At 48.5% G+C, this 20,067-nt stretch carries 6 protein-coding genes; 4 read left to right on the forward strand and 2 right to left on the reverse strand.

Annotated features, from left to right (window positions below; all coding sequences use genetic code 11):
- Window positions 1-3 precede the first annotated feature (3 nt).
- Entirely contained in the window at window positions 4-1,929 is a 1,926-nt protein-coding gene (locus AB0L18_RS14415) for a hypothetical protein (RefSeq protein WP_367388004.1), read from the forward strand.
- A gap of 666 nt (window positions 1,930-2,595) precedes the next feature.
- On the opposite strand, the gene AB0L18_RS14420 is transcribed toward AB0L18_RS14415, so the two are convergent.
- Together AB0L18_RS14420 and AB0L18_RS14425 are read right to left on the reverse strand one after the other, a co-directional pair.
- On the reverse strand, window positions 2,596-9,957 hold the full coding sequence (locus AB0L18_RS14420; RefSeq protein ID WP_367388005.1) for a T9SS type A sorting domain-containing protein: 7,362 nt from the start codon (window positions 9,955-9,957) through the stop codon (window positions 2,596-2,598).
- A gap of 130 nt (window positions 9,958-10,087) precedes the next feature.
- A complete protein-coding gene (locus tag AB0L18_RS14425) occupies window positions 10,088-11,143 on the reverse strand; it encodes a formylglycine-generating enzyme family protein (RefSeq protein WP_367388006.1) in 1,056 nt (351 codons plus the stop codon).
- A gap of 167 nt (window positions 11,144-11,310) precedes the next feature.
- Between AB0L18_RS14425 and AB0L18_RS14430 the strand changes: the two genes are divergently transcribed.
- The 3 genes from AB0L18_RS14430 (at window position 11,311) to AB0L18_RS14440 (ending at window position 20,060) form a co-directional block, all read left to right on the forward strand.
- Complete coding sequence (locus AB0L18_RS14430; protein WP_367388007.1) at window positions 11,311-15,183, forward strand: two-component regulator propeller domain-containing protein; 3,873 nt, start codon at window positions 11,311-11,313, stop codon at window positions 15,181-15,183.
- A 118-nt stretch (window positions 15,184-15,301) separates the two neighbouring features.
- Complete coding sequence (locus AB0L18_RS14435; protein WP_367388008.1) at window positions 15,302-18,460, forward strand: SusC/RagA family TonB-linked outer membrane protein; 3,159 nt, start codon at window positions 15,302-15,304, stop codon at window positions 18,458-18,460.
- Window positions 18,461-18,506: 46 nt separating this feature from the next.
- On the forward strand, window positions 18,507-20,060 hold the full coding sequence (locus AB0L18_RS14440) for a RagB/SusD family nutrient uptake outer membrane protein (RefSeq protein ID WP_367388009.1): 1,554 nt from the start codon (window positions 18,507-18,509) through the stop codon (window positions 20,058-20,060).
- Window positions 20,061-20,067: the final 7 nt, after the last annotated feature.

A 20,067-nucleotide genomic window follows, 5' to 3' on the forward strand; every position in this document is an offset into this window, starting at 1 on the left:
CGGATGATGAGACGCAACGGTTCTCCCTATTTCTTTTATTACCTCACGCTGTTGTGTTGCTGCTTAGTCAGTACTTTCAGTTGTCAAAAAAATCACCTCTCCGAACCGGACAGCACTTTCTTTGAGCGCCAGAATGCTGCCCACGATGGCGACTACCTCGCTACCTATCCGCTGTCCGATCCCGATTCTTGCATCGCCCGACTAAAAGCCGAAGTACCTGCTGAACTTCAACCTTGGGGCTGCCTTAGTATCTGGTATCATTTACCAAGAACAAACCCCGAGGTGAATTTCCGGCTCCTGGATCTTTATGAAGAAAACTATCCGCATGATACCGTATTCGCTTTCGCTCAAATGGTACGAGGAGAGTTTTTTGTGGACCTCGCCCAATTCGACACTGCCCAGATTTGCCTGGCCGATGCTCATGATCGGTACACTCGACTTCACCGCCCATTGGATGCCAGCGATGCAACTTACTTGCTAGCGCGGAGTTACTTGTATCAGAATAATTATGCGGATGCCCTCCAAGCTTACTTTGATGTCCTGGATATACTCAATGTACATGACACGACCTTCTCACATCGACGGGCTTATTTATACAAAGATATCGCGGTAGCTTACGAACGTAGTGGCAATAATATACAAGAACTGAACTGGTTGAAGAAAATGTGGGATGCTGACCTTTCAAAACTAGATAATTCCTGGGTTTACAAAGCAAAAGTAGCAACAAATTTTAGCGCCTATTATTTAACAGAAAATCCTGATTCCAGTATCTTTTGGGCCAATACCGCTATCAGTATCTTCAAAGCGGAAAACGAATCGGCCCCTCCTCCCGCCAGATTTGTCTATTGGTTGGCCAGAGCTTATTTCAAGAAAGGAGAGTGTCAAACGGCTTTACCTTTTTTCAGGGATGCTTATCGTCGTAATCCGGACCAGAGCAGCCTTTTTGGCTATTACCAATATGGGCTGGCACTGGGGGAATGCTATTTATGTGTAGGAAAATTAGATTCAGCAGAAGTTTACATAGAAGAATCGCTTGCTACCCCTGATACGGGTAACTTAGCAAAGGCTTATGAACTGCTGGGAGAGGTCTACGGCAAACAGCAACGTTATCAAAAGGCATGGTTAGCAGAAAAAGAAAGCGCTCAACTGACCAAAGCCAAAATAACCTCAGACAGGATCAAGGCCACCGCCGATGCAGATGCTCGTTACCAGTTGGCTCAAAAAGCTTATCAAATTCAAACCTTAGAATCAGCACACAAGATCACTCGCCAAAGGAACCTTATCGTTTCCCTATTAGGGCTACTTTTACTGAGCTTCCTACTGTTTCGCTATCAGAGGCAACGAGCCAAACATCAAATACTTGAACAAGAGAGAAATGTCTTGGAGCAAGAAAAGCAACTGCTCGATCAGGCCAAAAAAATAGCGGAGGCCAACGAACGCCTAAAAAACCAGGAATTACTCCTGGCGCAAAAAGATTTGGTAGAAACGCAAGACCAACTTAACAAAACCATTGATATCCTGACGCTTAAAAACCAAATGATCGAAGAATTACACTTGCGTATCACCGACACAGATTCCCAGTCAGGCAGAAATGGAAATAGGGAACCCGATGAGTATTTGACGAGCATGAAAATTTTGACGCCAGCTGATTGGGTTAGATTTCAGAAGCGTTTTGACGAGCAGCTGCCAGGTATTATTCCTAAACTGCAACGGGATTTTCCAAATTTGACCTCTGCGGAAACCCGGCTGTTTTTACTCATCAAGTTGGGGTTCGATACGTCGGAAATCTCCGAAACCCTAGGCATCGCGCGGGATAGTGTTTGGCGCAGTCGACATCGGCTAAGTAAAAAACTAAACTTGCCAGATACCAATACACTCGATAGTTTCATCGGTGCATTTATGTGCTTGAAGAATAGCTGGATTAAATAAGGAGAAGCAAGGGTGGAGAGAAGGTGCAGTCACTACGCCTAAACGTAGTGACTGGCATCTTCAATGCAGAGTGGTTTTGCATAGAGTTTTAGGTTACTAAGCCAATATGCCCCCCGGCTATTAGCTTAGCTTCTCTAAATTTCTCACACACGTACACACATAGTTTTTAGGAGCTCAAATGCTTGAAACATCAAGCCCTAAAAACTTCTTTTCAACCTGACAAACCGGAAGTAATTTTCATCTGTAATTTCCCGCTGAAAAAGGGAGTACTGCATTGCGGTAAAAATCAGTACTTACAACTTTTGTGTTTATTGTTTGGGTTGAAAAGCAATGCAGCAGCTCCTTAATAGCACAAAAGAACATAGATCTTTCCAAAAGCTGTGCTTATCGAACCCGGACAAACAACCGGACAAAACTGAGTGGAGGTTTTTTTTCTTAAATTCTCTAATAATCCCTCATATGGTTCAAAAAAAAACACCGTTCGGCGTTGGCTGTGCCTACGTCGCTGTATTCCGTTGTCTATGCCTACTTCGCAAAATTCCGGTTTGTGTAGTCTGTTTAAGTACAAAAAAACAAAAACGGCGGCACCCCGAAGGATACCGCCGCCTGTAATCGTATTTATTGGAATAGGGCAAATTCACAAATTCACCCTATAACCATCCATCCTTACTTTACAGCAATCATCTTCTTGGTTGCAGTGAACTCACCGGCCGTTACCGTGTAAGTCAATACACCCGTTGCACCTTGGATCATCTCCTTGGTCAAGTTGATCGTGTTGTAACCAGCTGCGTAATCACCACGTACTACAGTCAGTACGCGACCACTTGCGTCGCTGATCGTTACGGTTGCTTCTGCATCCGCAGGCAGGCTGAAACCGATCAAGGTTGTTGCTGCGAATGGGTTTGGCGTGTTCTGGTATACTTCGAAACCTGCAGCAACAACCTCTCCGCTGTTAAACACCACCCCTAAACCAAGCACCTGTTCTCCCCTCTCAGGGGAGATGTCCGCGAGGACAGAGGGGTAGGCCTCAGCAGCAGTGTAACGGCTAGATACGTTGATAACTTCACTCAACTCAGCATCCACTGTTGGGCGGATTACCAGGCTGAACAATACGTCCTCAGAAGTAGCTTTGCCATTCCAAGAAGCAGTGATCATACCTTCAGCAGCGTAACGCATACCGAAGTTCTCAGCTGTAGCTACACCGTACTCGATGTCTACCAACTCTGCTCCGTTCAAGTTCAGCGTACCCTGGAAGCCTTCTACTGATGCCATATCAGCACCACGGAATGCTACCGTGTATACGTTACCAGCTTTCACGCTTACGTTCTCTACTTCGAAGTTGAACTGACCGTTCAACGTACGATCGTCACCAGCCAAGGCATTGGCTTGTGCAGAACCGTTTACGTCACCAATCTTAACACCTACGAAGTCGGCATCCAGTACATCACCCGCCAGGTTGTTCTCGTTGATCAACTCTGGGAATGCTTCGAACCATGGGTTCGTCGCTACTGGGAACTCGTAAGCAGCATCCACAAAGCGCCAGCTCGTGTTGTTAGCAAACTGCGTATCAATGTTCAAGATCAACTTACGCAACTGGATCATATCCAGCGTCGTAATACTTCCAGAACGGTTGATGTCCGCAGCAATGCGCTTGTAAGGGCTATCAAGAACCTGTACTCCAAGAACGTGCTTGCTCATCAATACCAAGTCAAACGTAGACACACCATTCAGTGGGTTAGCGTTCAAATATGGAGTGATAGAGTAGTCACCTCCTAGCTCAAGATCAAAGCTGTAAGTACCGTCTGTATTTGTAGTCATGCTCATTACAGCACCACCATTCACACTTACTTCCACACCTTCAATCGTTTCGTTATATTCTGTAGCGATCACACCTGACAGGGTGCCTGTTCCAGCGCCACAGTCAACGTGCTGCTGTACCAGTACATAGGTCTCACAGTAGTCGTAGTTGCCATCTTCGTCGAAGGCGTATACGTAAACTACGGTTGATGCATCATCGTCCTGCGTCAATACCAATCCAGTATCATCTGGGCTTGGTACAAAGTTAGGATCAGCTTCTACATCTGCTGCACGGTAGATAGCATACTTCGTCACGCGAGGTAGACCGCCGAACAGTTCTGGTCCTTGACCAGTACAGTCACTGATTGGTGAACCTTCGAAGTCAGAAGCCCAGATCGCCATGGCACAACCACCATCTTCCTGAGGCATCAGGGTCACGGTCAAGCCGTTGATACATACTGGTGCTGGTCCTTTACAGTCGATCACATCGAAGACGATGGTCTCGCTGGTCTGGTTACCACAACCGTCCTCAAACAATACGCGTACTGCGTGGTAGACATTGTCTCCCATCGCGTTGGTAATGATTGGGAAAGTACCTGCGAATACGTAAGTGCCGTCACCATTGTCAGTGATCAAGGATAGTACGTTCTGGTCTGCTACGAATTCGTTCGACTTGATGTCGCCGTCGCCGTTAGCGTCTACGGCGAAAGCATCAAGCTCAGCAGATACGATGCTTACCACCAGGTTACCTGCTCCGTCAAACAATTCACACTCGTCAGATACACTGAACGGAATGCTTACTGCTTCTTCACAGTTACCATCATCATCACCAAACTGGCCAGGAAGCAGGTTAGGACAGTTAGCCGTTGGGCCACCGTACTCTCCCACTGCTACCACTGGTGCGGTAGAGTCGTACACTTTCACAAATTGCGTGTAGATGTAGCGACCGTAGTTGCGACGACCAAACTGGTCGGCAGGAATACAACCAGGAGTGTTGCCTGGGATGTTGTCATAGATCACATCAGCGATGTCAGAATCTCCGTCACGGTCATTGTGGCGGCGATCGATCACTACGCTGTACTGGATACCGGGTTGAGGATCAACTTCGTTATCACAGTTGTTGTCTACTGGTCCGAAGCCACTCACTACCCGTACTACTGGGCGCTCGTTGCCTTCTACCGCACGGTCTACAGGCAGTGCCTCACCGTCGTCTTCCGTTATGCGAGGAAGTACTAAACCTTCGTACTCACCATCCCAAACACACCAGTTGATTACATCGTAAGTGATGGAGAACTTGTAGCACTCATCACCCGTAGCAGAGAAGATCACTGGCTCACCAATGTTCACACTCAGTACATCACAACCTACTGCAGTAGTAATGATTGTTGGTACATCAGGATCGCCACAGTCAGCATCAGCATCTTCTGGGAAGTCGATGGTGAAGTCATGACGTTCCGTAATGGTGATCAGCTGGCTACAGCTGTTCGTCGAACGGTATACTTCGTTGATGTCGATGGCTCCGTTGCCGTTAGCATCGCCCTCTGGGCGCAATTGCCAAGCTTCGAAACGGCGGGTGATTGATCCCCAACCACAATCGTTAACCTGGATGTTTGGCGTACGCTCTACGATGGTATCCACCGCACAGTTGTCTGTACCGGTAGCACCGCCGAAGATCGCGCTCATCATGGTAGAAGTAGCAGCAAAGTCTTCGTCGTAAGCCGTAGCAATATCACCAGGGAAAGCCAATGGCAGATCAGAACAAGTCAATGTTACTGGTGCTGGTGCGTAGCAGAATGGATTCAGTTTATCTTCAGGAGTAACAACCTGCCAGCAAATGTTGGTGTTGCCAGCTTCGTCGGTTACCCGTAGTTCAATCGTGATTTCGTTGTCGATATCACAGCAGTAGAAGTCTACATAAGGACCCCATGGGCTCCAGCGGCTGGCACTTGCATCACAAGTGTTGTTGCGCCAGTAGTTACGACGTACTTCCAAAGTTACTGCTCCACAGTTGTCGTTAGAACCTTCGTCCACATCCGCAGCGAAGAGGCGAGCGATACCTTCGATACCGTTGGCTACATCACCACCACCGATGGATACGTTGATGTCGTCGTTACAAGAAGCTGTTGGCTCGATGTCGTCGGTTACCACTACCGTGTATTCTTCACAAGTTTCGTTACCACAAGCATCTTCGGCACAGATGATCAGGATGTGCTCACCAATTGGTGCTGATACTACATCACCGTCACACAAGTCACCACCAGCGAAGAATGATTCGCCGAAAGCAAGTACGGTGTAAGTCGTACCAGCTACGCTTGAACATCCGTTGCCGTCAGTAAGGGTAGGACATGGAATCGCTACGTTTGCCAAACAGCCAAATGGTGAAGTCGATACGTTGATCACCGCAGGAATACCAGTGATTACTGGACCAGTAGCATCAAATACTTTGATCAATTGGTTCAAGGTACCAGATCCACCTGGGTTACACCAATCGATGATGTTCCACTGACGACGGAGTTTGTAAGTACCTTCACACACCACGATACGTGGCTCATCAGAGTAAGAAGCTCCGATGTTACAGTAAGTCTGATCAAGGTCGTAGAAACCAAATGCCGTACGCAACCATGGGTAGCCAGATGCAGATGGGTGAGGGTTGCCGTTTGCATCAACAGCGAAGTTCTCGTCACACTCCAAAGGAGCTACAAATGGTGGGAATACCAAGTCGCCAATCGTTGGCTTACGGAAGGTAATCGTCTGTGTACATGCTACTACGCGAGGAGCACCAACACAGGCACCGTCGTAACGGTCTGAGACCGTGAAGGTACGCGTCAGCGTTACATCACCACAATCACCTGCAGAGCTTACTGCATCAGAAAGGGTTACTTTCACCGGACCACAGTTGTCGCTAACTACAGGGAAACCAGTCAGGTTTACTTTTGCAATGAAAGCATTCAAAGCAGCAGTGCTACCTCCAAAGAAGGTGTTACGCGTAGCCGTGAAGTTCAAGGTACCATCTGCACTTGCAATCCATGACTGAGGCGTCTGGAAGCGGATGAAGTCGATATCCTCACATACCAAATCACGGGTATCGGTAATATTTACAGGGGTAAACTCTGGACCAGAAACACCCGTGTTGTTATCAGAATAGATGCTTACCGTCCAGTTACCAAACTGCGTCGTCAACCAGTTGGTCAATACCAGGGTATAGGTTGTGTTTGGCTGTAATGGCAGGCTCAAACGTAGTGCTGGATCAAAAATATTTCCTCCAGGTACGAAAGCATCGTCAGAAGAACCGATGAGGTTCTCACAGGGTGCTGTAGGATCGAAACCGCCCTGGAACAGGAACATGCTTCCATCACCCCAAGCAGTTTCCATCAAGATCGTGTATACGTCAACAGGAATAGCAAAGTCTGGCGTAGTGAAAGTTACTACGTCATAGTTGTGCACACCGTCAGCCAGGAAGCCCTGGTTCAAACAGCTGTAGTTGTTGAAATTCAAGGTTGCATCACCAGCATTGAGGTTACCGCTTGCTTGGTGAGCAGCATAGTCCTGCGTTACGGTGCTTGTGTTCGCTGGGCAAGTAACTACTGGATTGGTTTTGTCTTCGGCGAAGATGTTACCCCAGCAGGTGTATACAATTTCGCCGTCTTCGATCAACTCGATCATGTAGGTGTGTGATCCACAGCCCGACACTAAATCGGTATCGGTATCATCAACCGTTACTACGTAGCTGTCAATACAATCGGTAAACCCAGTAATGACCATTTCAGGGGTAATAGCCACAGAACATTCAGGGCCTAACGTGACATTCAAATCACCAATACAGCCAAATTCAAAAGGAACTTCTTCGTCATTGATTTCTACCAAAGCCGTACAAGTCGCATCATTTCCAGTTTGATCAGTAACGGTCAAGGTTACGTTTGCACCTCCAATTGTACCTAGTGCCAGGTCAATATCTGCACAAGTCAATACGGCAGGTGCTACGGAAAACACAGGCGCAAGATCACAATTGTCAGTCGAGCCTAAGGCAATAGCATTGATGTCTTCCGTTGTCAAAACGTATTGTCCACTAGCGTTTAGGGACACGGTAATCGTGTTACAGACCGGATCTGGATCAGTTGTGTCTTGCACGGTGATGGTTTGCGTAAAGCTCACGGGGTTGTCACAAGCATCCATTGCTGTCCAGGTGCGCTCAATGGTGTAATTGTCGGGGTTTGCACCAGCAATAATCACATCCACAGGCTCAGCTAAGAGAGGATTGACAATGGTTTGTCCGTCGTTCAGCATATCTGGAGAGTCGGCAACTGGGCCAACCCAGGTGAAACCAGAGGTAGGAATACCGGAACCCGTAAGCTGTAGACTTTCACCTATTGCAGAGCTTCCGGGTTCGCTAACACCAATATCTACCGAAGTCATACCGGCAGCAGGGCCTTCTACGCCCGTCACGGTACCTTCGGTGCTGATAAATACCAGTACATTGTCCATTGGGTCAACCAAAGCGATGCCGTCAGCAGGGCCGTTCTGAATATTCATGCTTCCTCCGCCGGTCGTACCAGGTCCAAAAGCAAGGGCTCCATAGCCATCTCCTTCGTCGTCAATGACCCCACTCAGTGGGGTAGCATTGTTGTAAATCATGCCATTGGCACCATTGTAGAACACCAATCGGTAACCCGTGAGGTCGGTACCAGCAACACCGGCAATTTCTACAAACTCGTTTTCATCAGTACCCTCATTGTCGTAATGCAACTCGTTGATCCATAAGTTAGGAACAACGAAACAGTTGTCCGTTGCAGCAAGTGGCTCACCAGCCGGTACAGCATCACATTCTACGGTGATCTCCATCTCTGGGGTCATCACAAATTGTGGCGCCGTATTGTCTTCAACGGTAAGGGTTTGCGTATGCACCGTTTCGCCACCACACTCATCGGTAGCCGTCCAGGTACGTGTGATCGTATAATTGTTGGGGCAGTCACCAGGGGTGATCATTTCTGTGAAAACAACAGTTGCTTCATCAGAAAACATACCGGCGCACTGGGCAAGGTCAGCAGTTTGTCCTGCATTTAATAAACCAGGAGATTCCGCAGAAGGGGGTTGCCACATGAAGTCAGCAGGAGCACAACCAGGGCCACCCGTAAGTTGGAGAGACTGGCCAATCGGGGTAGAAGTCGCTTCTTCTACGCCAATGTTGACAGAAGTCATACCTGCAGCTGCACCTTGGCCTGCACCAGCAGTAAAAGTGCCTTCCCAACTGATAAATTCCAGAACGTTGTCATTGGCATCAACCAAAGCCATGCCATCACCTTCAGCTCCACCGTTCATCAGGTCGGGACGATCAAAACTAATTGCACCAAATCCGTTCCCTTCATCAGGGATAATGCCCGAAAGGTTGAGTGTGCGGAAAAGGTTGCCGTTAGCACCATTGTATTCCTGGATCCTGTAATCAGCTAGATCAATTCCGGCCTGACCGGCAATTTCTATGAACTCGCCAGTATCGGTACCAGCATTATCATAATGGAATTCATTGATCCATAATGCCGGTGGAGGCGTTGCACACGCTGTACTTATGGTCTGGCCTGTATTCAATACACCACGAGATTCCGCCATCGGCATCTGCCAGGTGAAATCTGCACTGTTACAACCAGGGCCACCCGCTAATTGGGTAGATTGCCCTACGGGTGTAGATGAATTTTCTGGGATACCTAAACCTACATTCATAGGACTCAGGCCCATTGCAGGGCCCTCAACCGCAGGGAAGGCAAGGTCTGTACCGTAGCCAATAAAGTCGACTACTTCACCATTGCAAACCAAAGCAATGCCTCCTTTGCCATTGCGAATACCTTGCGGTGCATCAAAGTCAAGGGCACCGTAGCCATTGCTTTCATCATCAATTATTCCAGACAGAGGAATAGGATCCATGAAAAGTTGGCCATTTGCACCATTGTACAAATAGATTTCACAAGTACTAAGGTCGAAACCAGCAGTACCCGCAATTTCGATGAATTCCCCAACATTAGGGGTCATGTCATCCGTGTTGTGGTATTCGTTGATCCAAACGACCGGTGGAGGCATATTGCCACAATTCGCCGTAGCGGTAAGGATGGGAGCGAGAGGGACAGCGTCACATTCAACTGTCTCGTCTTGGGGTAGGGGTTCATTAAAGACCGGTCCTTGCGCCCAGAGGGAACACGAAGCGATCATTAGTAAACCTACCAGAAGTAGAGGTCTACACATCATTTCAATGAGATTATCAATTTGTTAATTCAAAAACTAAAATCGCTTCGTAGCCCAAATATCTGAAAAAAAACACAAATGTTCCTGGCTTCGAAGCACTATTTCTAAACCACGAGCAAAGAAATTAAAATATTCACTCCATATCTTTGACACAGCGAAACCCGGTATGGTTGAAGCCCGAGTCTTCGCTGGACTTCATCCTTCTTGAAACGCGGTAGCCACTGCAATAACTGTCGTTGCACAGGAAAGAGCCGCCCCGCATACTGCGCTTGGGCATATTGGGTTCCTGAGGGTCAAAAGATTGCTGCGGGCCTTGGGGGTTGTCGCTGTTTTCTTTCTCAAGTTGATAGGCTTGGTAGTGGTATTTGTCGCTGGTCCATTCCCAAACATTGCCCGCCATCTCGTAGAGGCTGTAGCCATTGGGCGGAAACGACTTTACTGGCGCTGCACCAAAGTAGCCATCGGCCTCAGTATTGTCGTAAGGAAAGGCACCTTGCCAGAAGTTGGCAACGCTGGTGGCTTCTTCAATTGGCGTATCGCCCCAGGGATATTTAGGGTCTTTTAGGCCACCCATGGCGGCCCATTCCCATTCCGCTTCGGTAGGTAGGCGTTTTCCGGCCCATTGCGCGTACGCATTGGCGTCTTCCCAGGCGATATGAACCACGGGATAATCCATCCGATCGTCAATATGACTGCCAGGGCCTTCGGGGTTGCGCCAGTTGGCACCAGTGGTCCATTGCCACCACTGAGCTACATTTTGCAGATTGACGGGGCCTTCTGTTGGTCGGAAAACCAAAGAACCCGCAGCGAGCAATGCATCATCGGGTTTAGGAGTGCCCGGCGGTAGGTTTTTAGCCATCTCCTCCCAGTCGATGTCTCTTTCGGCGACGGTTTTGTAGCCAGTAGCCTCCACAAATGCGGCAAATTGGCGGTTGGTGACCTCCGTTGCATCCATCCAAAAGGCATCTACGTGAATATCCCTACGAGGGAGCTCGTCGGGATCGGCCTGGGCCGATTTGCCGCCCATCTGGAAATCACCTGCGGGGATGGTCACCATGCCCTGCGGGGCAGGAGTGGTATGCTCTGGCTGTTTTGTAGCTGACTCACAACCAACTAGGAGCACCACGGCAAACAGAAGAAGTATTTGCCGAAAGGCACTTAAACAAAGAAAAACAGGAATTCTTTTCATCTCGCTAAATTACCGCTAAAGGAGCACAGTGGAAGAAAGCGATCGTCAAAAAAGGTTTGCTAATTATCAAAATTGGATAAAGAGAGGAATTTAAGATCGTTTGCGTATTTACTGAAAAACCGTACTTTGGCTATTGCTAATCCCTCGGGACCAGCCTAAATGGAAGTATGAAGCCTAACCAAAAATTATTACTACCACTGCTCTGCATATTGCTCCAGGGACTTTGGCTGCCAGCGCAGTCGCAGTATCGCTTTGAGCAATTAACCGCCGAGCAAGGTTTTTCGCAAAGCATCACTTATGAGCTTGCTCAGGATAGCTTTGGCAATATCTGGACAGCTACGGAAGAGGGCGTTGTACGCTTCAATTCCCAAGAGACTTTTCGCTACCATACCTACGTAGGGCTTCCTGCCAATTACAATAACCGTATTCGAACGATTTGCATAGATCGCGACCAAAACATTTGGATTGGTGCGGAAAACGGAGTCGCCCTTTACTATCCAGAACAGGATGCTTTTCAGTTGCTGGGGGACAAGAACTCAGAACAACCACATCTCGTTCGAACCATTATTACGGATCAAAACAACCAACTTTGGATTGGTGCTTACAATGGACTTTGGCGCTATTTGCCAGAAGATAGGACCTTGGCAAGAGTGGCAGATATTATAAATATCGAATCCCTATATGCCGATGAAGGACAGTTGCTCATTGGCGCACCTTCCGGGCTCTTTTCTTTACGGCTTAGTGATCAACAACTTACAACCTTACTGGAGAAGGGAGCACCACTGGTGAGTAGTATTCTTCGACGAGGAAATCAATACCTGGTAGGCACCAAGACCTCCGGGCTTTTTCGCGCCGATGTCAATTTTCAGCAAATCACTAAACTACCCATTGCTATCGGTAACAGCCCCGTAAATGTATTGCTTCCCCAAAAAGCAGGCAGCATTTATGTGGGGACGGATGGTAGTGGATTATGGGAATTGGATGAAAATTTCGAACCCAAACGGGTGTTTCGTAACAATGTAGATGAGGCTTACTCCTTGTCGAGCGATGGTGTCTACGATTTATTACTGGATAGGGAAGGGATTTTATGGGTAGCCACTTATGGCGGAGGCGTGAACATGCTGAACCCTGTGAGGAATAATTTTTACCACCTCACCCACCGAACCAATACCCAGGCTAGCATAGCTCACCCGTTTTCCAGGGCTATTCTGGAAGACGACGAAGGGCGAATCTGGTTTGGCACCAAAAATGGCATCAGTATTTGGTCGCGGGGTACCAATACCTGGCGGCATCTCCTCCAGGAGGGGCCGTACGAAGGAGCGATCACGATGGCCTTGACGGAAGATGAAGAAACGGTCTGGGCTGGTACTTATAACTATGGCCTTTTTCGGATCAATAAAAAAACCTTAGCCGTAAGCGCTTACCCCCTTGAAATTAAGGAAAATCAGGAAGGTAAAATCTTCACCTGTAAGATGGATCAGGCGGGAGATCTCTGGTTAGGAGGAATAAATGGCCCGGTTCAGCGGGTGAGTAAGGAGGGGGAGATTACCAACTTTGCCATTACTCAAACGAAGAGCATCATTCCAGCCCGCGATGGAGGAGTATGGGTGGCTGGCCGCTCCGGTTTGAGCCGAATAAAAAACGGACAGCCCGAGTCAATTACCGCATTGAATCCCAGTCAGGAAGGTTTTCGCTATACGACCATCAACTGTATTTTGGAAAAAGAAGACGGGGCATTGTTACTGGGAACGAATGGCGCGGGCTTGATTTTCTACGATCCTAATACAGAGACGGTCCAAAGCATGGATATGCGTGACGGGCTGCCTTCGGACATCGTGCAAGGCATCCTGATGGAGTCGGAAGAGGTGGTATGGTTAAGTACTACTAAAGGACTGGTGCGGCTACAACTTGAGCCCGATACCAGTATCCAGATTTTTGATCAAACCGACGGTTTACTAAGTACCGAATTCAATTACGGCAGCTTTGCCAAGCTACGCAATGGGCAAATGCTTTTCGGTGGGGTAGAGGGAGTGACCCTTTTTGATCCAAAGAAGATTAAAGAAGAAACAACAAATCCCTTGGTGGTTTTTGAAGAGTTTCGCTTGTTTAATCAAGTTGTTTCGCCTGGAGAAGGGCCACTGACCGAGCACCTTAATAGTGTAGATCAGTTGGTGTTGAAACACCGCCAGAATTCGCTGACCATCAATTTCGCGGGTGTATCACACGTAGCCCCCGCAAAGGTGCAGTACCGTTGGAAACTGGATGGCCTTACGGAAGAATGGAGCGCCCCCAGTACCTCCAGGCAAACCAATTTCACTAACCTGGCACCGGGCGAATACATCTTCCGAGTCCAAGCGGCTAACCGGGACGGCTACTGGGGCCCCGAACGTCAATTAGCAATCATCGTGACGCCCCCTTGGTGGGCAACCACCTTGGCGTTTATCATCTACGGGCTATTGGGCATTGCTGCTTTGCTCGGTTTGTTACGGATTTCTGCGCTCTTTATCAATAAGCGTAACGCTGAGCAGCAAATCGCTTTTTTCAATAACATTACCCACGAATTAAAGACCCCACTGACCATCTTGCTGTCTTCCCTGGAGGGAATGACCAACGACGAAACCGCCTCTTCCGAACAGGCGAAAACCAAAATTCAATCGACCGTAAAACGGTTGACTGCACTTTTTGAGCAGCTCCTCAATTTCCATAAAGTTACGGCGGGCAACAACAGCAATGGGGAGGTCAATCCATTTATGCCCGCTGCTCATATTCGGGAACTGACCGATGGTTTTCAACCGCTTTTGCGGGAACGAGAACTTTCGCTAGAGGTTATCAATCACACCGTTCCCGCTATCTTCTATTATAATAAGGAGGTGTTTGACAAAATTATCTTCAATCTGGTTTCCAATGCGGTCAAGTATTCCAAGCCAGGCGGAGCTATTACGATTAATATTGCCAGGGATAAGCATGGAGATTTGCAATTAGAGGTCAAAGACCAGGGGATTGGTATTCCGAGTGATCAGCAGAAGCATATTCTCAATCAATACTACCGTGCCCGCAACGCCATGAATAGCCAATTGCCAGGAACAGGCCTGGGCTTGATGATGGTGAAAAGTATGATTAAGCAGGAAGGAGGAGACATCCGGTTTACGAGCACGGAAAACGTGGGAACTACTTTTTTTCTCGAATTGAAAAACCAAGAAGCGCGCTATCAGCCAACCGTACAAGAGGGAGCAGCCAGCCCCGATGAGTTAAACGAGCTGAGCGAACTAGTGGAGTTGAAATCCGCCAAAATATTAGTCGTAGAAGATAATGATGAACTACGGGAGCTACTGGTGAAGCGCTTAGGGGTTCATTTTACGGTAAGTGAAGCCAGTAACGGCATCGAAGGGCTCGAGAAGGCCAGCGAAATTTTCCCGGACTTGATTATCACTGACCTGATCATGCCGGAAATGGACGGGATGGAAATGTGCCGGGCCATCCAGGAGGATATCAACCTCAATCACATTCCGATTTTTATGCTGACCGTGCTCCACAATTCCCGCCAGAAAGTGGAAAGCATTAAGAATGGCGTCTCAGAGTACATGGAGAAGCCCATTAATTTCAACTTGCTGCTCGCCAAAATCAGCAACACCCTCACCTGGCGGCAAAAGATGCGCCAACGCTATGGGCAACAAGTAGAAATAGAGCAAGCAGCATCCCATCGGCAAGATCGCGAATCTCAGTTTATCAATGAGCTGGAACAGTTTGTCCTCCAGGAAGTCGCCGACGAGAATTTTTCAGTCCAGGATTTGTGTAAATATGTCGGGATGAGTCGAACCTCGCTTTACATGAAACTAAAGAACCTGGTAGATCTTTCGCCTCAGGATTTCATTATTCATACCCGCCTCAAATACGCGCGTCAATTGCTCACCGAAGGCGAAGCGCACATTAAGGAAGTCGCTTATCGCTGCGGGTTTTCCAACCCCAAATACTTCAGCACTTCTTTCAAAAAGAAGTTTGGAGAATCTCCGCGTAGTTTTCGAAAAAAACTGGAGAATTAGCGTTTAGTCCCTAAAATACTGGTCTTTTCGACGATTTGTGAACCATTTGTGATGGTTTTCAGACCCCAAACACTGCATGGGCAGCTACCTTTATGCCATAATTAAGTTCGTAAGAATTATGAAAAACTTCCTATTTATTCTATTTGCCTTTTTTGTCCTCCCGGCCCTTCACGCACAACAGACGGTGCGGGGAATCGTGCAGGATAATGAAGGTTTACCCCTCATCGGTGCCACCGTCATGGTGAAAGGGAGTAACAATGGTACCGCCACGGATGTCGATGGCAAATACGAGTTGAAGGCAAAACCCGTAGATGTCTTGGTGTTTAGTTACACGGGCTATGAGCCTCAGGAAATCACAGTAGGGAGTCAAACGAGCCTGGACGTTGTTCTGAACACCGATGTAGAGGTGCTGGATAAGGTCGTCGTGATTGGCTATGGTTCCGTAAGAAAACGCGACCTGACCGGAGCGGTGAATACCCTCGACCCTACCACGGAGGAAGTTTCTCAATTTGATGATTTTCAATCTTACCTGCAAGGGCGAGCTACGGGCGTGTATGTGCAATCCAACGGGGCGGAGCCCAACTCACCTAGCTCCATCCGAATTCGGGGTGCCAACAGCTTGCGTGGAGACAATGAGCCCCTCTACGTTATTGATGGTATCATTGTCAATTCTTCAACCGAGGATACGGCCGACCCCCTTTCTGGTGGTAATTCTTACTTGTCTCCCCAGAACGGCCTTACGGGAGTCAACCCTCAGGATATTGAAAGCATTGAAATCCTGAAGGATGCTTCGGCTACGGCGATCTATGGTTCGCGTGGAGCCAACGGGGTGATCTTAATTACCACCAAGCAAGGAACCAGCGGCAAAACCAAAGTGACCTATAATACAGTTGCGCGTTTTGGCGAAGCCACCAATCTGGTGGACTTTCTTGATGCCTCGCAGTATGTCGATTACCAGGCAGAAGCCCGTGAATTGCAGGGATTCAATCCTCGCTTCTACCAATACAGCGATGGGTCAATAGCGGAGTTCGTCACGAGTGCTGACTATATGGAGGCTAACGCTGCGGATATTCCCCGTTTGGAACAGGTCAATTGGTACGAGGATATTTTCCGTACTTCCGTCAGCCAGAACCACCGCTTGAACGTGAGTGGCGGTAGTGAAAAAGGCAAGTTCTACTTCGCCGGAGGTTATCTGACCAATCAGGGCATTGTTCCCAATGCAGAAGCAAAGTCGGGCGATATATTGCTCAACTTTACCCGCGATCTGAGCGACCGGGTAAGCTTAAGTACCCGCGTTTCGGCAACTTTTTCGGCCAACCAGGCCAGCAAGGGTACCGAAAATCTCGGAGGTGCCAACCGCAGTATTATCCAGCAGATTACCCTCGGCGCTCCATTGTTAGGATTCTCCGACAATAATGTTACCGATGATATTGAACAGATCGTTGACGGGCCGCGTGCCTGGATTCAAGACTATAATGATGATGCAGAAGAGTTGCGCACACTTGGGTCAATTAAGTTAGATTATGAAATCTCTGACGTCTTCAGCTACCGTTTCCAAACGGGGGTAGATTACCGCAACAAGCAGCGGCAAATCTGGTACGGCACCAGTATTTTCCGTGGAGCTCAAGCCAATGGAGAAGCCGGTATCAGCACCCTGGATCGCTTCCGCTACAACATCGACAATACCCTGATGTTCAAGAAGCGTTTTCGCAAAGGGCACCGTATCAACGGTACCGTAGGTTTTATCTGGGACGCTACTGATGTCGAGCAGACCACGTTCTCGGCTTCGGATTTTGCCAACAAAGATTTACGTTACAACGGCATCAGCCTGGGGCAGGTCTACACCCCGCTTGTCTACGATACTCGCCAGGAGGCGCTCCTGTCTTTCCTCGGGCGCGTCAACTACAGCTGGAAAGATCGCTACCTCGTCACGGCCTCTTTCCGTTCCGATGGCACCAGTAAGTTTGCGGACGATAACAAGTATTCTTTCTTCCCCGCCGTTGCGGTGGCTTGGCGAATGATCAACGAGAAATTCCTGGCCGACCAAAATCTGCTCAGTGATGCAAAATTAAGGATTGGTTGGGGACTTACCGGTAGTCAGGCCATTCAGCCCTACCAAACCTTGGCACGGTTTGGCCCCACCGCCAACTTGCTTTCAGATGCCGAAGGTAATGGTATCACGGCTTTGATTCCCTTGAACCTGGCCAACCCTTCTTTGATATGGGAGACCACCAACCAATTCAATGCTGGCGTAGATGTAGGTTTTCTCAACGACCGTTTTACTGGTAGTGTAGACGTTTATTACAAGCGTACTTACGATCTTTTGCAACAATTGAACATCGGGCCATCCGCTGGCTTCAGCTCCTTCACGGCCAACCAGGGTGATTTGATCAACCGCGGTATTGAGTTTGGCTTCAATGCTAATATTCTGGAAGGTAAGCTGCGTTGGCAATTGCGTGGAAATATCTCTTTCAATCGTAACGAAATTACCAACTTGGGGCTTCCTCCAGCACAGTTTGGTACCCAGACCTACTCGGCCTTTCTCGGGCAGAATGTTTCTGGGGGCAACTTTTTCAAAGTACCTGCCAATATCTTCATTGAAGGCCAACCCGCCGGCGTCTTTTGGGGATACGCCACGAATGGTATCGTCAGCACTCCCGAACAGTTGGAGCAGGCACCAAATGTACAAGGTATGACCACCCAGCTAGGTGATGTCTTCTACGTTGATCAAAACGGTGATGGGAACATTACCGAACTCGACTTGACCGTTATTGGCGATCCCAACCCCGATTTTACCTATGGTATTGGCAGCGACTTCGGTTATGGTCGCTTTAGCCTCAGCCTGTTTTTCAATGGCGTTTACGGTAATGAAATCGCCAACGGTAACCTTGCCCAGACGGATTACGCTGGAGGCAACACCAACAACATTCGCACCGAAGCTTACCTTGATGCCTGGCGACCAGACAACATCGAAGGTGCTTATCCGCGTATTGGTTACCTGAATCCGGGTGATTTCACCGACCGTTTTCTCGAAGATGGTAGTTTCCTGCGATTGAGTTATGTAAGTCTGGGGTACGAGCTTCCCGCCGGCGTGATCAACCGCATCCAGTCGGCCCGCTTTTTCGTTTCCGGCCAAAACCTGCTGTTGATTACCAGCTACAGTGGCTTTGATCCTGAAGTAGATAGTTTCTCTTACGACCCCACTCGCCGGGGTATTGATTGGGGTTCTTTCCCTAATCAGCGCTCGGTAACCTTTGGTTTGAACGTAGGATTTTAATTTAAAAAGAAAGGGCGATCTCGCCTTACTTATAAAAGATTAAGCAATGGACTTTATCAAAAAATATACCTTCCTGTTTCTCGCGCTTTTAAGCTTGACCGCTTGCCAGAATGCCTTACAGGAAGATCCCGAAACCTTCTACAACGAAGAGCAGGTGTTTGCCACGGAAGAAGGGGTGGAAGCTGCTGTGAATGGTTTGTTTTCTGCTTTTTTTGACGGCGGCTACTACGGTTCTTCCTGGCACGGGATGATCATGCCCCTTTCGGGGAAATTTTGGTCGAACCAGACGGCTAGCCAGGATGCGACCAGTTTGAATACCGCTTCTAACAATACCTGGTTACTGCGGCTTTGGCCCCAAATGTATACCACCATCAATACGGCCAATGTGATCATCGCTAACCTGGAAAAATCAGAGGCTGGACTGGCCAATCAGGAAACAGCACTAGGGCAGGCTTACTTTATCCGCTCCCTGGTCTATTTTGATTTGGTACGGCTCTTTGGTGGTGTACCACTGCGAACGACCCCGACGACTTTCGACGATCTCCATCTGGCACGTGCTACCAAGGGAGAAGTCTATGAGCTGGTCATTGCGGATTTACAGCGTGCGATGGATTTACTGCCCGCACCGGGTACTTACCGCCTTGAGCGTCCTACGCCTTTCACTGCGCAGGCTTATTTGGCAAAAGTTTACCTCACTTTAGCCAGTGAAGGGAATGATGCCAACTACTACAACCTGGCCAAAACAGCGGCGCTGGAAGTGATTCAAAATGGTCCTTACCAACTGACCCCAACCTACGCCGAACTGTTTGACTTTGGTAATGAAAATACGGTAGAATCCATTATGGAAATCCAGTACGGCCAGACCGGAGGCGTTCGCAACGCCGATATCGTTCGCATGTATACTCCCCGAAATAGCATATACGTGGCCAACAATGTGGTGACTTTTGGTCGGATTCGTCCCAACAAAGAAACCTTCGACCAACACGTCAATCAGTACCCTGGAGATCCGCGGATTGATGCGACGTTTATCTACGATAGTTATGCCTTGAACAATGGCAATACCCAAACCATTTACCCAACCCGCACCACCGGAAACGATGGCTACGCCTGCATCCGCAAATACCTTGATCCTACCTACAATGGTACGACGACTTCCCGCAATATGATTCTTTTCCGCTACGCAGATTTGCTCCTCATGATGGCGGAAATAGAGAATGAACTCAGTGGCCCCGATGCAGCCTACGACTACGTGAACCAAGTACTCGCCCGTGCCCGCGACCTGGATGGCGACGGCATGAGCGACACGGTAGAACCGGCAGACTGGTCGGGGATGAGCCAGGAAACCTTTAGATTCCGTATCCGACAGGAAAGATTGTACGAACTACTGGCTGAAGGGCAGGACTGGTTCGATACGCGCCGTTTTGGCTACGATTACTTCTTGGAAACCGTCGTACGTCCTCATAATGAGCATCCGACTTTCGATAGTAACAGGGATTTTGTCTATCCGGAGGATGAGAAAAACATGTTGCTACCTATTCCCTTAACGGAAATTTCGGGTAACCAATTGGTAAATCCTGAGGATCAAAATCCGGGTTATTAATTTCCGC

It is taken from the genome of Lewinella sp. LCG006, assembly GCF_040784935.1.
GTDB lineage: Bacteria > Bacteroidota > Bacteroidia > Chitinophagales > Saprospiraceae > Lewinella.